Origin of the sequence: Telmatospirillum siberiense (assembly GCF_002845745.1) — a bacterium.
Classification (GTDB): domain Bacteria; phylum Pseudomonadota; class Alphaproteobacteria; order Rhodospirillales; family Magnetospirillaceae; genus Telmatospirillum; species Telmatospirillum siberiense.
In genome coordinates, this window is record NZ_PIUM01000003.1 from 200298 (window position 1) to 214807 (window position 14510).

The window sequence follows — 14510 nt, forward strand, 5'->3', positions numbered from 1 at the left end:
CTCTCCTCACTTCGGCAGCCAGCCGGCGTATTCCAGCACGCCCGCCGTCAGGACCAGCCAAACCAGGGAGAACGGCAGGAACACTTTCCAGCCCAGCCGCATCAACTGGTCGAAGCGATAACGCGGGAAGGTCGCGCGGATCCACAGGAAGCCGAACAGCAGCACGGAAATCTTGAGCGCGAACCAGATGATGCCCGGCACAAGCGTGAAGGGGGCGAAGGGCAGCGGCGAAAGCCAGCCGCCCAGGAACAGGACGGTGGTGATCGCGCAAACCAGAATCATGTTGGCATATTCGCCCAGGTAAAACAGGGCGAAGGTCATCGCCGAATATTCGACGTTGTAGCCGGTGACCAGTTCCGATTCGGCTTCCATCAGATCGAAGGGCGAACGGTTGGTTTCGGCCAGGCAGGATGTATAGAAAATCACGAACAGGGGCAGATGCCAGAAGACGAACCACCCCTTTTCCGCCTGCGCATGGACGATGTCCGACAGATTGAGCGAGCCCACGCAAAGCAGCACCGAGATCATCACGAAACCGATCGAGACCTCGTAGGAAACCATCTGCGCGGCGGCGCGCAAACCGCCCAAAAAGGCGTATTTCGAATTGGACGCCCAGCCGGCCATGATGATGCCGTAGACGCCCAGGCTCGAAATGGCGAACAGATAGAGGATGCCCACATTGATATTGGCCAGCACCCACCCTTCGTCGAAGGGAATGACCGCCCAGGCGACCAGGGCCAGAATGAAGGTCAGTGCCGGCGCGATGAAGAAGACCGTCTTGTTGGCGCCGGACGGAATGATGGTTTCCTTGAAGAACAGCTTGATGCCGTCGGCCAGGGGTTGCAGCAATCCGAACGGGCCCACCACATTGGGACCCTTGCGGATCTGAATGGCGCCGATCACCTTGCGTTCGGCCAGGGTCAGATAAGCCACCGCCACCAGCAGGGGCAGCACGATGGCGAAGATCCGGGCGACGATGATCGCCGTCGGCCAGACATAACCCGTCCACAGATCAGCCATGGGTGCCGCTCCTCTGATGAGCGCAGCCGACGAAGGTGGCGGTGCATTCCGCCATGGTCTTCGAGGCGCGGCTGATGGAATCGGTCATGTAGTAATTCTCGATGGGCGAAACCAATGGATCGGAGGCCGGCGTTCCTTCCGCCCCGAAGGCCCCCCAATCGACCGTCTGAAGGCGGTCGAGCGTGGCGAACGACGGACTGACGGCGGACAGATGCAGGCGAAGCTGCTCCAGCGTATCGAAGGAAAGCTTGTGTCCGACCACCTCGGAGAGCGCCCGGACGATCGTCCAGTCCTCCTTGGCGTCGCCCGGCGGGAAAACGGCCAGCCTGGTCCGCTGAACGCGCCCTTCCGTGTTGACGTAGGTGGCGTTCTTCTCGGTGTAGGCGGCGCCGGGCAGAATCACGTCGGCCCGATGCGCGCCGGCATCGCCGTGATGGCCCTGGTAGACGACGAAGGCCCGACCCAGGCGGGCCATATCGATTTCATCGGCGCCCAGCAGATAGACGAGGTCGATGTCGCCCTTTTCCGCACCCGCCAGGATGCCCTCGACGTCACGCCCGCCGATACCGGGCAGGAACCCGAGATCGAGGGCGCCGACACGGGCGGCGGCGGTATGCAGAACGTTGAAGCCGTTCCAGTCGTCGCGCACCATGCCGCCGGTCTCGGCGATCTTGCGGGCCAGCCCCAGCAGGATCGCTCCGTCGGTGCGGGTCAGGGCGCCCTGCCCGATGATCAGCATCGGGTTTTTCGCCGCCTTCAATTTGTCGGCGAAAGGATGTTCGCCCTTGGCAATGGCGGCAAGGATGGCCGGATCGTCACCCAGATTGTCGTGCCGATAGGTCAAATCGGCCTTCGGGCCGACGGCCGCGACGGAAAAACCACCCTTCAGCCAGCGTTTTCGGATCCGCGCATTGAGCACCGGCGCTTCCTTGCGGGGATCGGTTCCGATCAACAACAGGACGTCGGCCCGGTCGATCCCGGCGATTCCGCTGTTGAAGATGTAGGATCCCCGTGGACCGGCCAATTTCACGCCGTCCTGGCGCCCATCGAGATGGACCGATCCCAAGGCGGTGAACAGTTCCTTCAGGGCCAGCATGGATTCAGCGTCGGCCAGATCGCCGGCGATGGCGGCGATCCTGGCGCCGGAGGTGGCCTTCAGGCGCTCGGAAATGGCGGTGAAGGCCTCGTTCCAGGTGGCTTCCCTCAACTTTCCGTCGCGACGCACGTAGGGACGGTCAAGACGCTGACGGACCAGGGCGTCGCAGGCGAAGCGGCTTTTGTCGGAAAGCCATTCCTCGTTCACGTCGTCGTTGAGACGCGGCAGGATGCGCATCACCTGGTTGCCCCGGCTGTCGATGCGGATGGCGGCGCCCACCGCATCGAGGACGTCGATGCTCTCGGTCTTCTTCAGTTCCCAGGAACGCGCGGTATAGGCATATGGTTTGCTGGTCAGGGCGCCGACCGGGCAAAGATCGATGATATTGCCGGAAAGCTCGGAGGACAGGGCCTTTTCGACATAAGTCGTGACCTCCATGTTCTCGCCGCGCCCGGTCGCCCCCAGTTCGGGAACGCCCGCCACTTCCGTGATGAAACGGATGCAGCGCGTGCAATGGATGCAGCGGTTCATGGTGGTCTTGACCAGGGGACCGAAGTTCTTGTCCTGAACCGCCCGCTTGTTCTCGGCGAAACGGCCGCGGTCGTAACCATAGGCCATGGTCTCGTCCTGCAGGTCGCATTCGCCGCCCTGATCGCAGATCGGGCAATCGAGCGGATGATTGATCAGCAGGAATTCCAAGGCGCCCTTGCGGGCCTTGGCGACCACGGGGGTATTGGTCCGCACGACCATTCCGTCGGCGACCGGCATGGCGCAGGAGGCCACGGGTTTCGGACTGTTGGCCACCTCGACCATGCACATGCGGCAATTGCCGGCGATGGCCAGGCGCTCGTGGTAACAGAAGCGCGGGATTTCGATGCCGAGAACTTCGGCGGCCTGCAGGATCGATGTCCCCGCCTCGACCTCCACCTCGCGTCCATCGATGGTCAGTTTGGGCATGTCAACTCCTCAAGCGGCAACGGCATTGGCGCGGGCTTCTGCGATGCGCCGCTCCAATTCAGGACGGAAACTGCGGATCAGCCCCTGGATCGGCCAGGCCGCCGCGTCGCCCAGGGCGCAGATGGTGTGTCCCTCGACCTGACGGGTGACGTCATCGAGCATGTCGATCTCCTCGACGGTGGCGCGGCCCACGCTCATGCGTTCCATGACCCGCCACATCCAGCCGGTCCCCTCGCGACAGGGCGTGCACTGGCCGCAGCTCTCATGCTTGTAGAACTTGGAGAGCCGGGTGATGGCACGGACGATATCGGTCGACTTGTCCATGACGATCACCGCCGCCGTGCCCAAACCGGAGCGCACGTCGCGCAGGCTGTCGAAATCCATCAGCACCGTATCGCAGATGGACTTGGTCAGCACCGGTACCGACGAACCGCCGGGAATGATGCCAAGCAGATTGTCCCATCCGCCGCGAACGCCGCCGGCATGCTTCTCGATGAGCTCCCGCAAGGGAATGCCCATTTCCTCTTCGACGTTGCAGGGCCGCTCGACATGGCCGGAAATGCAGAAGACCTTGGTTCCGCTGTTCTTCGGCCGTCCCAGGCCGGCGAACCAGGCAGCACCCCGGCGCAGGATGGTCGGCGCCACCGCGATGGATTCGACGTTGTTGACCGTGGTCGGACAGCCGTAAAGGCCGACACCGGCGGGAAACGGCGGCTTCAGACGAGGTTGCCCCTTCTTGCCTTCCAGCGATTGGATCAACGCGGTTTCCTCGCCGCAGACATAGGCGCCGGCGCCGCGATAGACGTAGAGATCGAAATCCCAGCCGGAACCGCAGGCGTTCTTTCCGATCAGCCCCGCCGCATAGGCCTCGTCGACCGCCGCCTGCAGATGTTCGGCCTCGCGGATGAATTCGCCCCGGATGTAGATGTAGCAGGTATGCGCCGCCATGGCGAAACTGGCGATCAGGCATCCCTCGACCAGCTTGTGGGGATCCTGGCGGATGATATCGCGGTCCTTGCAGGTGCCGGGCTCGCCCTCGTCGGCGTTGACGACCAGATAATGCGGCCGCGCGCCCACTTCCTTGGGCATGAAGGACCATTTGAGCCCCGTGGGGAAACCGGCGCCGCCGCGACCACGCAAGCCCGAGGTCTTCATCTCGTCGATGATCCAGTCGCGGCCCTTGGCCAGGATTTCCTTGGTGCCGTCCCAATCGCCGCGGGCGCGGGCGCCGGCGAGCCGCCAGTCGTGAAGCCCGTAGAGGTTGGTGAAGACGCGATCTTTATCGTGCAGCATGGCTTTAAGCATCTCCCCCTGAGGATGGAAGGCTTCCCCCCGCGGCGGTCAGCGTGGTCGGACCGCCTTGGGGCGCCGAGCCGCTGCGGCCGGTCTGCGACCCCGGCCTGGGCGTCTCGCCGCGCTTCAAAGCCTGCACAAGCGCCTTGGTGCTTTCGATATCGAGATCTTCGTAATAATCGTCGCCGATCCAGATGACCGGCGCATTGACGCAGGCCCCCAGGCATTCGACCTCGGACAGGGTGAACAGGCCATCGGGCGTCGTCTCGCCCAGGCCGACCCCCAGTTCCTTCTCGCAGGTCTCGACGATCTCGGCCGAGCCGCGCAGCATGCAGGGCAGATTGGTGCAGACCTGCAGATGGTAGCGGCCCACCGGCTGCAATTTGAACATGGAATAGAAGGTCGCCACCTCATAGACCTCGATGCGGGCCATTCCCAGCATCTCGGCCAGATGGTCCATGGCGGCCAGCGAAACCCAGCCCTCCTGGCGCTGCGCGAGGTCGAGCAACGGAATGACCGCACTCCGTTGACGGCCTTCGGGATGCTTGGCGATCAAGGCCTGGGCCTTGACGCGGTTTTCCTCGCTGAAGGCGAAGCTGGCGGGCTGAAAGGACTGTTCGGTGCTGCTGCTCATCGGTCGATCTCGCCGAAAACGATGTCGATAGAGCCGATATTCGCCACGACGTCGGCGAGCATATGGCCCCTGGACATGAAGTCGATGCCTTGCAAATGGGCGAACGCCGGCGGCCGGATCTTGCATCGATAGGGCCGGTTGCTGCCGTCGGAAACCAGATAGACGCCGAATTCGCCCTTCGGCGTCTCGATCACCGTATAGGTCTCGCCCGCCGGAACGTGGAAACCCTCGGTGAATAATTTGAAATGATGGATCAAGGCTTCCATCGAGCTTTTCATCTCGGCCCTGGGCGGGGCGGCGATCTTGCGGTCGTCGACGCGGACCGGACCGGACGGCATTTTTTCGATGCACTGGCGCATGATCCGCAACGACTGCTTGATTTCCTCGATCCGCACGTTGTAGCGATCGTAGCAATCGCCGTGCTTACCGACCGGAATATCGAAATCCAACTGGTCGTAAACGGCGTAGGGCTGGGATTTGCGCAAGTCCCAGGAGAAGCCGGAGGCTCGGAGATTGGGCCCGGAAAATCCCCAATCGAGCGCTTCCTGCGCCGAGACGATGCCGATATCCACGGTGCGCTGCTTGAAGATGCGGTTCTCGTTCAGCAGGGATTCGATGGTGTCCAGCACCTTCGGGAAGGTTTCGGTCCAGGCGAGGATATCTTCCGCCAGCCCGGCCGGCATATCGGCCGCCACGCCGCCGACGCGGCAGAAGGCGGCATGCAGGCGCGCCCCGGAAATACGCTCGTAGAACTCCATCAGCTTCTCGCGTTCCTCGAAGCCGTAGAGCATCGGCGTCATGGCGCCGACGTCGAGGGCGAAGGAGGTGGTGTTCAGCAGATGGTTGGTGATGCGGCCGATTTCGTCATAGAGGACGCGGATATATTGGGCCCGTTCGGGAGCCTTGATGCCCAACAGTTTCTCGGCCGCCAGACAGAAGGCGTGCTCCTGATTCATCGGACAGACGTAATCCAGGCGGTCGAAATAGGGCACCGCCTGCATATAGGTCTTGTATTCGATCAGCTTTTCGGTGCCGCGATGAAGCAGGCCGATATGCGCGTCCGCACGATCCACCACCTCGCCCGACATTTCGAGAACCAGCCTCATCACGCCATGGGCGGCCGGATGCTGCGGGCCGAAATTGATGGAGTAATTCTTGATCTGGGCTTCGGCCATGCTTATTCCCCCTTCCCCGCCTTTTCATCGCCCGGCAGCATTCCTTCCCACGGGCTGAGGAAGTCGAAATTGCGGAAATCCTGGGTCAGTTTGACCGGCTCATAAACGACGCGCTTCTGTTCGTCGTCGTAACGCCGTTCGACGAATCCGGTGAGGGGGAAATCCTTGCGCAACGGATGCCCCTCGAACCCGTAATCGGTGAGAATCCTGCGCAGATCGGGATGATCGGCGAAGGTTACCCCGAACATGTCCCAGACCTCGCGCTCGAACCAATCGGCGGCCGAGTAGATCCCGGTGATCGTCGGCACCGGCGTATCCTCGTCGGTGTTGACCTTGACCCGGATCCGCTGGTTGTGCTTCAGCGACAGCAGGTTGTAGACCACCTCGAAACGCTGTTCACGCTCCGGGTAGTCGACGGCGGTGATGTCCATCACCTGCTTGAACTGGCAATTGGCGTCGTCACGCAGAAAGGTCATCACCCTCTGAATGGCGGCGCCGCGAACGATGATCACCAGTTCATCGGACAGCAACTGGGCCGAAAGCACTTCCTGAGACAGCGCGGCGGCGATGTAATCGCCGAGATCTTGCAGAGCTTGCGTCATGGTCACTCGCCGGAAGGCAGACGATCAGCGCGCGATGGTGTGGGTGCGGCGGATCTTCTTCTGAAGTTGAAGGATGCCGTACAACAGCGCTTCCGCCGTCGGAGGGCATCCGGGGACGTAGATGTCGACGGGCACGATGCGATCGCAGCCGCGCACTACCGAGTAGGAGTAATGGTAATAGCCGCCGCCGTTGGCGCAGGACCCCATGGAGATCACCCAACGCGGCTCGGGCATCTGGTCGTAGACCCTGCGCAACGCCGGCGCCATCTTATTGGTGAGGGTGCCGGCGACGATCATCACGTCGGACTGACGGGGACTTGGGCGGAAAACGACCCCGAAGCGGTCGAGATCGTAACGCGAACAGGCGGAATGGATCATTTCCACCGCGCAGCAGGCCAGACCGAAGGTCATCGGATACATCGAGCCGGTGAACGCCCAATTGGCCAGGGCGTCGACGCTCGACAACAAAAACCCCTTGCGGTTGAGCTCTTCGGCGGCGGCCTCCAGAACGGCGTTCTGCCCGGCATTGGGAACCGGCAGCGGACCAGTCTCGGTCGAACCGGGGGTCACTCCCATTCCAACGCTCCTTTCTTCCACTCGTAGATGAAGCCGACGGTGAGCACGCCAAGGAACCCGATCATCGACCAGAACCCGAACAGGCCGATCTTTCCGAGCGACACGGCCCACGGAAAGAGGAAGGCGACTTCGAGATCGAAAATGATGAAAAGAATGGCTACGAGATAGAAGCGCACCTCAAACTTCGAACGCGCATCGTCAAAGGCGTCGAAGCCGCATTCGTAAGCCGAGTCCTTGGCCACATCCGGCTTCTGGCGGGCAACCAGCCAGGAAGCCCCGACGGCGATGGCGGCAAAGGCCACGGCAATGCCGAGGAAAAGAAGAATCGGGAGGTATTCAAGGAGCATGGTGTCCATGTTTCTGCCCTCCTCCTATCGACAGATCCGAGAAAGACTTCGACCACCAGCCAAGTTCACGCCATGGCGTCGGTCGCGTCAAACAGATCTGGTTGAAATGTTAAACAAAGGACCGAAGGGCGTCAAACGAGGATATAAGGTGGCGAGATCCCCCTACTTATAGTTACTAAGTCAACGCTTGGCAAAACTTGGGTTCATGGCGGGAGTGACGGGGCTCGAACCCGCGACCTCCGGCGTGACAGGCCGGCGCTCTAACCAACTGAGCTACACCCCCGCAAAAGACCCCGCGTAGGTGCGGGAGGTGTAATCCAGGGTCACAAAGCTGTCAAGGGACACACCATGGATTCAGCACTCTTTCCATCCGACTTCGCCAGTTGCTGTGAAAATGGGCAGCTCTCATGAAGGAAAAACAGCCATATTTCGATAAATAGCGGCAAGAGACGCCGCAGAAACACCCGGCTGTTTGTGGCTTTGGATACCAGGAAAGCCCTTATTATATCCATGGTGATAGCCCCATGCCCCCACCCTACAAAATTTTTTCCTCGGCCAATTCTTCGTTTTCCAAGAATGGGCCAAAGTATTACCCACAAAAGGTGGGGACTTGAATCCACCCTTTCAAGAGGCCGCGAAACGCGGACTCTTGCGTCTGAGCTTTTTTCGTAACAGGTGGAAAAGGGGGGCTGGGAGGGTCCGGCGGGCCAGGGACAGCCTGCCTGACAATGAGCGGCGTGGTGGGCGGTGAGGGGCTCGAACCCCCGACATCATGCGTGTAAAGCACGCGCTCTACCAACTGAGCTAACCGCCCGCGCCAGCGCTTTCTAGGGAGTTTCAGTCATTTTGGCAAGTTCCATGATTGGAACGAAACACGCATGAATGCGCCAGACGTCCGAACGATCACCGGAATATGCGCCCCGGTCGTTCCCCTTGCCCTTGCCGACCTATTTTCCGGCACCGCCGGCATTGCAGTTTGGACAGGGTTGCCGCCGCATCTCGGTTGAGGTCAGGCCGACAACCCAGCCCTCGGTATGGCCGCAGGCGGGGCAAGCCAGCTTGACCTTGTTCTTCCCGACCTCCGTGATCGTCATGAAAACTTGGCGTGGCGCGGATCGGCGAAGGTGATACGGAAACAACAAGCCCATGGCTCCCCTCTATGTTCACTGGACGGCGGGATTTGCGAACCTGTCTTCCGACCGCAAAGCCCGCCGTTTTCCTTGTGCCACCCGTTGACGCCACTACCTGGGCTGGGATGGCGGAGCCGGGGGTGGGGTAAGGCCGTTGGCGGCGAAACAGGCGTCGACGATCTTCTTCTGCGCATCGCTCAACCGGGCCGGAGGATTCCCGTCGTCGCTGTCATCGGGCGGCGGCGCCTTTCCATCGGGGCGCGCCATCATGGCGTGATCTCCGCCCATCGGGCCCCGCGCGCCGGGCCCCCCGGAAGGAGGGGCCGGCAGATCGATACCCTGCGCCGCGGCGCATTCGTGAACCGCATCCATCTGGGCCGGTGTCATCCGCGGCGGCGCATCGGGCATCTGCGCCATGGCGGAAGAGACGACGACCATCGAAACCAGTATGGGGAAAACGATCTTAGCCTTCATGAACGACCATCCTTGTCCGTAAAGAAGTGGCTGGTTTCCATCTGGCTGACACGCCCATCACCCGTGGCCGCCGAACAGATAAGCGAAACGGTAGTTATCGAGAGGAAGAACGGCATCCCAATGCCCCGTGGCGCGAGCCAGGCCGTAGGCCACAAACAACACGGCCAGGGCCCCGGCCGGCAACAGCCAGGGGCGAACGCGCGCCCCCCAGACGGCGCGCACGCCCAAGGCTCCGTTCACCCGGCAGGCCGACACGCAGGACAGGCATGTGGTGCATTCAAGGGAATTCACCGTCGTCAGCTCACCGACGGGGATTCCCATGCCGCATGCCCTGGTGCAGGCGCCGCAGCTTTTGCAGGCCCCCACATCGCGCCGGATCCGGAATGGCGACAGGACGCCGACCACTCCGAACAGGGCGCCATAGGGACACAGCACGCGGCACCATCCGTTGCGCAGGATAAGGGAGAACAGGAACAGGACGCCGACGACCAGCGTACCGGTCAGGGAGAGATGCAGGAACAGCTTCAGCATCGCCCCGTCGGCCCCCACATTGTAGGGCATGTGCAGGAATTCCTCGATCGAGGACAAGGGCATGCTGCCGATGACCCAAAGGAACCCGCACAGCAGGGGATACTTCGCCAAAGCGGCGACGCGGCGCAGCAGCATCGGCACTTTCCATCTGGGCGGCAGACGCAACAGGCGATAGCGCAGCCACTCCAGTCCGCGCGAAAGCGTTCCCACCGGACAGATCCACGAACAGAAGGCCCGCCGCGCCACAACGGTCCCGATGAGAAAAGCCAGCAGCAGCGTCAGACCCGCCGGATGGATTTCGTCCCATAGGCCGGTGAACAGCCAGCGCTTCAACCCGAGGAGCGCCGATATGGGCAGGAAGGCCTCCACCCCGGCGGGCCGATGGATCGTCACCGGCTCCATCCCCTTGACCTGCTGATAAAAGAGAACGAACTCGCAGCCGATCCATACGGTCAACAGGACGAAAAACAGTTGCACGCCCCAACGCAAAGTCCGGTACTGCCTCATGCTCACTCCGTCGCGCCGGTCAGCGTCGCCAGGGCGTTCTTCGCCCGTTCATTTCCTTGCGCCGCCGCCTTGCGATACCACGAAACCGCGTTGGAGCTATCGGCCGCGATGCCAAGGCCGAATTGATAGCACCATCCGAGGTCGTATTGCGCGGCCGAATCACCCTGCTCGGCGGCTTTTCGGTACCAGCGGATCGCCTCGGCGGCATCGCGGGGTACCCCGACACCTTCGCCATAGGCCTCGCCAAGGCGGGTTTGCGCCGGCACGATCCCCTGCTCCGCGGCCTTGCGGAACCAACGGACCGCTTCGGCCTCGTCACGCGCCACGCCGTGTCCCGTGCTGTAGAGCTGCCCCAAGGCCGCCTGAGCCGGCGCATACCCCTGTTCAGCCGCCTTGCGATACCACCGCCCCGCCTCGCCTTCATCCTTGGCGATGCCGCGTCCCATCTCATAATGCATGCCGAGCGCCGTCTGGGCGGCCGCGATGCCTTGTCCCGCCGCCTTGCGATACCAGCGAATCGCCTCGGCGGGATCGGTCGCCACACCGCGGCCGGTGTCGTAAAGCGCGCCGAGCGCGGCCTGCGCCGTGCCGTAATCCTGATCGGCGGACCGGCGATAGGCGGTGGCGGCACCATCGAACTGCCCGGCCACCTCATAAGCCCGGCCCAACAGGTAGTCGGCGCGGGCATCGCCAGGGACGGTACGGCACGCGGCAATGGCGCGACGCGTATCCATCGCCGCGGGCGCGACGCCGGCACTCAACTTGTCCGGATCATTGGGAGCCGCGGCCAGGGCGTCACAGTCCGTCAGTAATTTCCGCTTGGCCAGGCTGGCGAACTGGCCTTGCGGGAATCGCGACAGGTAATCCTGGAAATCGCTGGAGCTGGCACTGCTCTTGATATTGTCCCAATAAACCGTGTCGGGATCGGCCACCGGGGCCGATCCGGCCGGCGCACCGGAAAAATAGAATTGCCCCTCGACCGGCGATGCCGCCAGCCAGGGCTGCTGCTGTCCGCTCGTGGCTTGTTTCACCTGCAGACCGACTTCGTTGAACATGCCGAACAGGTCAAGGCCGGGCTTGCGAAGCGCCGCCGCCAGGGCCGTGGTGTAAGGGCTGTTGCTGCCCGTGCCGTCCGCCGCGACATTGTCCGGCTGGGTGGCATAGCCGATAACCGTGCCGGCCGGCGCCACGACCTGCCCCAATCCCGAGGAGACGGAACGCATCCCCCGCTTACCGAACGGATTGTTCCGGCAGGCGTCGAGAATGACGATGTTGAGGCGATTACCGGCATGGGTCATTTCGTCGAGGACTATCCCCACGTCGACCAGTTCATATTTGACGTCGACGTCGCGCGCCACATCCGCCGTGACCGGAATGAGATAATTGGAGCCGTTCACCTGGATGCCGTGGCCCGAGTAATAGAACAGCCCGACCGCTCCGCCTTGCAATTGACGGCCGAATTCACGAATGGCCTGTTCCATCGTCGCCTTGTCCGCGTCGATCAGCGGAGCGCCGCCGACCAGGGAAAACCCCAATTGCGTCAAGGTCCCGCCGATCAGCTCGGCATCATGAGACGGATTGGTGAGCGGCGTGGTATTGCGATAGGCGCCATTGCCGATGACCAGCGCGACCTTGCGTTCAGCCGGTTGGTCGGACGTATCCTGCGCGACGGCGAGAGACGGCAATAGGGCCGTGACCGCCGAAGCCAGCAAAAGTCCCAACAGAATTCCCCGAAGCCGGAAAATTCCCTCTGTTCCATGCGATCTCATGATCATCGAAGGTTCACCTATCCCAAGCCCCTTTCCGGGACGCCAAGCGCGCCACCGTCCGGGGAGACGGTTCGACAGGGCAACCGAGGTGGGGATCGAACGGAAGTACAAATATGGCATGGCTGTCATGCGGTCTTGCTGGTACTGCCGCCCCCCCGCCCCCGGCATCAATTCCGCGGGAACCCTTGCAATGCCCGGTCAAGGCAGGCAAGAGTGGAAAATGTTTATCATCGGCGCCATCGAGCATCCCGCTCAAGGCGCCCCATCCGGTCGGCACGCCCGCATCGGCGTCGACGCTGCGGGAGGCCCCGTTGAACTGCCCATTCTGCGACGAAGAGATTAAGGATCGCGCAACCGTCTGCAAACATTGCGGACGCGACCTGCTGATCCTGCGCCCCGTCCTCGATCGATTCGCCGATATCGAAACGCGACTCGTCGCCGTCGAAACGGCTTTGCACACCCTTTCCGGACATGTCGACACCGTCCGGACGAACAGCCTGCCCCCCGCAGCCGGCTCCGGATTTGGCGACTTCGCCGCCGTCCGCCGCATGGTAGGGCATTTCGTGGCGCTGGTCGCCCTGCTGCTGATCGCCCACTGGGTGATTATCGGCATTCTCGATCTGAATACGTTGGTGCTGCGACTCGTCTCGATTCTCATCCCCCTGCCCTTCGGACTGACCGGCCCCCGCTCGCTCCGCGCCACCATCGGGATGGCGGCAACGGCGTCCGTCGCCGCGGTTTGGGGCATGCTGGTCATCACCGGAGCCATCGACCATGTGCCGGTGCTGCCCCAGGGAACGCGGGATTGGATCGAAACATTGGAATATGTCGCCAGCATCGGGTTGGCTTACGGATCAGGCCGCCTGGTGGCGGAATGGTGGGCGGCCAGGAAGTCTCCCGCCAAAGCCGGACATTCGCTGGTCTACGAAATGGCCACCCTGCTGGCGCGCAGTTCGGCGCCGCGCAACGAAACCAAGGTCCATGCCAAGCAACGCGTCGAGGCTATTGCGAACTGGCTGAATATCATGGCCCTGATGGTGACAGCCGCCTGCTCCATCGCCACCGGTGTCGGCCGTTTCTTCCACTAATACGATGTCCTGGCGGGCTTGAAGAGAATATCGCCTCAAGCCCGCCAGACAAGGAAACCGGCCGATAACCGGGAAGCGCCGGAATGAGGCTTACTTGGCGGCCTTCACGGTGAAGGTCGCCTCTCCGTTGCGGCCGTCGCTATCCTCGACTTCGATCTTGAACAGATGTTCGCCCGACGGAATCTGGGCGGCCGGCATATTGATCCCCTCGGCCGTGATGTACGGCCGCAGACGCTCGGTCAAATCGACGTTCGGCATCTTCAGATAAATGATGCGGATATGGGCCGGGTCGACGGTGGCCCCGCCGTGCGCTTCGAAATGCACACGAAAGTCGAATGGTGCATGCGGCGCCGGTCCTGTCGCCGGCGGCTCGAACAGAATGCTGGGCCCACGGGTAATCCCGCGGGTTGCCGTAACTTGTGGATCATTCGGACGTTTGGCTTCGTCATCGGTAATCAAAGTGACGGCGGCAGCCGAACCCGACCAGAAAACCAATCCGGCGCATAACGCCAAACTGGTGCGTTGGAAAAAACGTATTGTCACGCGACCCTCGATCGGATGCTCTTGCGATGGCCCATAGCATTCCCACCTGCCGCCCCAGCGTCAACCGACGTTTGGCCCGGCGCCATCCGCCCCACACAAGCCGGCTGCGCGCAATCGGCATGGCTCGGCCCAGCCAGGAAAGAGCAAGAGGCACGTTACGGATCAAGGCGGACACGGATCAAGACCGGCCCGGCCGTCAGGCCGTCCCTTGTCCCTCAGTTATTCCCGGGAGAAAATGTCGGCCGGCAGCGATTGCCCGGCCCAAAATAATAATGCCGGCAGCAAGCTGCCGGCATTATCAATGAATTCGGCAAAAAAACGCTTAGTTCACAGCGTCCTTGAGACCCTTGCCAGCCTTGAACTTCGGCTGCTTGGATGCCGGAATTTCAATCTTCGCGCCAGTCCGAGGATTACGCCCTTCCGACTTGGCACGTTCGGACACCGCGAAGGTGCCGAAGCCGACCAAGCGCACTTCATCCCCCTTCTTGAGAGAATCGGTGATGGCCGCAAACACGGCATCGACCGCCTTACCCGCGTCGGCTTTCGAAAGCCCGGCGGCGCTCGCCACGACGGCCACGAGATCGTTCTTATTAGCCACTTGCTGCCCCCTTCCGTTAAAACTGCAAGTTATAGTCAGTTCCAAGACAACTACCATAAAGGATGCAGGCAGTCTAAAACGGCACTTGGATACTCGTCAATCGAAGAAGCGCAGCTATCCCCAGCTTTTCTGCCGAATCTGCTGCATTTGGCGAGCTGGAAGCGGTTTGC

The 14510-nt window shown here is 62.1% G+C and carries 15 protein-coding genes and 2 tRNA genes; 1 reads left to right on the plus strand and 16 read right to left on the minus strand.

Features of this window, described 5'->3' with window-relative positions; genetic code table 11:
* Window positions 1-6: 6 nt before the first annotated feature.
* From nuoH to CWS72_RS04625, 14 genes are all read right to left on the minus strand, one after another.
* Window positions 7-1020, minus strand: coding sequence for an NADH-quinone oxidoreductase subunit NuoH (gene nuoH / locus CWS72_RS04565; protein WP_101249380.1), 1014 nt, complete (start codon window positions 1018-1020; stop codon window positions 7-9).
* Window positions 1013-3073 carry an NADH-quinone oxidoreductase subunit NuoG gene (gene nuoG, locus CWS72_RS04570; protein WP_101249381.1) on the minus strand — a complete coding sequence of 687 codons (2061 nt, stop codon included), beginning with the start codon at window positions 3071-3073 and terminating at the stop codon, window positions 1013-1015. The genes nuoH and nuoG overlap by 8 nt, the downstream gene beginning before the upstream one ends.
* A 9-nt stretch (window positions 3074-3082) precedes the next feature.
* Window positions 3083-4366 (minus strand): NADH-quinone oxidoreductase subunit NuoF, encoded by a 1284-nt coding sequence (gene nuoF, locus CWS72_RS04575; protein ID WP_101249382.1) that lies wholly within the window; start codon window positions 4364-4366, stop codon window positions 3083-3085.
* Window positions 4367-4370: 4 nt separating this feature from the next.
* Complete coding sequence (nuoE, locus tag CWS72_RS04580; protein WP_101249383.1) at window positions 4371-5000, minus strand: NADH-quinone oxidoreductase subunit NuoE; 630 nt, start codon at window positions 4998-5000, stop codon at window positions 4371-4373.
* Window positions 4997-6175, minus strand: a complete 1179-nt coding sequence (locus tag CWS72_RS04585) for an NADH-quinone oxidoreductase subunit D (protein ID WP_101249384.1) — start codon at window positions 6173-6175, stop codon at window positions 4997-4999. Before CWS72_RS04585 ends, nuoE begins: the two co-directional genes overlap by 4 nt.
* 2 nt (window positions 6176-6177) lie before the next feature.
* Window positions 6178-6777, minus strand: a complete 600-nt coding sequence (locus CWS72_RS04590; RefSeq protein ID WP_101249385.1) for an NADH-quinone oxidoreductase subunit C — start codon at window positions 6775-6777, stop codon at window positions 6178-6180.
* A gap of 24 nt (window positions 6778-6801) precedes the next feature.
* Window positions 6802-7353: a NuoB/complex I 20 kDa subunit family protein gene (locus CWS72_RS04595; protein ID WP_101249386.1), complete on the minus strand. Its 552-nt coding sequence runs from the start codon at window positions 7351-7353 to the stop codon at window positions 6802-6804.
* Window positions 7344-7709, minus strand: a complete 366-nt coding sequence (locus tag CWS72_RS04600; protein WP_101249387.1) for an NADH-quinone oxidoreductase subunit A — start codon at window positions 7707-7709, stop codon at window positions 7344-7346. Before CWS72_RS04600 ends, CWS72_RS04595 begins: the two co-directional genes overlap by 10 nt.
* 197 nt (window positions 7710-7906) lie before the next feature.
* Window positions 7907-7983 (minus strand) — tRNA-Asp (locus CWS72_RS04605).
* A 455-nt stretch (window positions 7984-8438) separates the two neighbouring features.
* Window positions 8439-8514: transfer RNA gene (locus tag CWS72_RS04610), tRNA-Val, on the minus strand.
* Between the two features lie 133 nt (window positions 8515-8647).
* Window positions 8648-8794, minus strand: coding sequence for a hypothetical protein (locus CWS72_RS27670; RefSeq protein WP_158240508.1), 147 nt, complete (start codon window positions 8792-8794; stop codon window positions 8648-8650).
* A 147-nt stretch (window positions 8795-8941) separates the two neighbouring features.
* The gene (locus tag CWS72_RS04615; RefSeq protein ID WP_101249388.1) at window positions 8942-9304 is read right to left on the minus strand and encodes a hypothetical protein; all 363 of its coding nucleotides are present in this window, start codon (window positions 9302-9304) and stop codon (window positions 8942-8944) included.
* A 57-nt stretch (window positions 9305-9361) separates the two neighbouring features.
* Complete coding sequence (locus CWS72_RS04620; RefSeq protein WP_101249389.1) at window positions 9362-10342, minus strand: 4Fe-4S binding protein; 981 nt, start codon at window positions 10340-10342, stop codon at window positions 9362-9364.
* A gap of 2 nt (window positions 10343-10344) precedes the next feature.
* Complete coding sequence (locus tag CWS72_RS04625) at window positions 10345-12117, minus strand: caspase family protein (protein ID WP_101249390.1); 1773 nt, start codon at window positions 12115-12117, stop codon at window positions 10345-10347.
* 107 nt (window positions 12118-12224) lie between these two features.
* Here CWS72_RS04625 and CWS72_RS04630 point away from each other — a divergent pair, with 107 nt between their 5' ends.
* Window positions 12225-13199, plus strand: coding sequence for a zinc ribbon domain-containing protein (locus CWS72_RS04630; protein WP_146002620.1), 975 nt, complete (start codon window positions 12225-12227; stop codon window positions 13197-13199).
* A 90-nt stretch (window positions 13200-13289) separates the two neighbouring features.
* Here the strand turns inward: CWS72_RS04630 and CWS72_RS04635 are convergent, their stop codons facing one another.
* Together CWS72_RS04635 and CWS72_RS04640 are read right to left on the minus strand one after the other, a co-directional pair.
* Window positions 13290-13742, minus strand: coding sequence for a hypothetical protein (locus tag CWS72_RS04635; protein WP_146002621.1), 453 nt, complete (start codon window positions 13740-13742; stop codon window positions 13290-13292).
* Window positions 13743-14064: 322 nt separating this feature from the next.
* Window positions 14065-14340 carry an HU family DNA-binding protein gene (locus tag CWS72_RS04640; RefSeq protein WP_241911575.1) on the minus strand — a complete coding sequence of 92 codons (276 nt, stop codon included), beginning with the start codon at window positions 14338-14340 and terminating at the stop codon, window positions 14065-14067.
* Window positions 14341-14510: the final 170 nt, after the last annotated feature.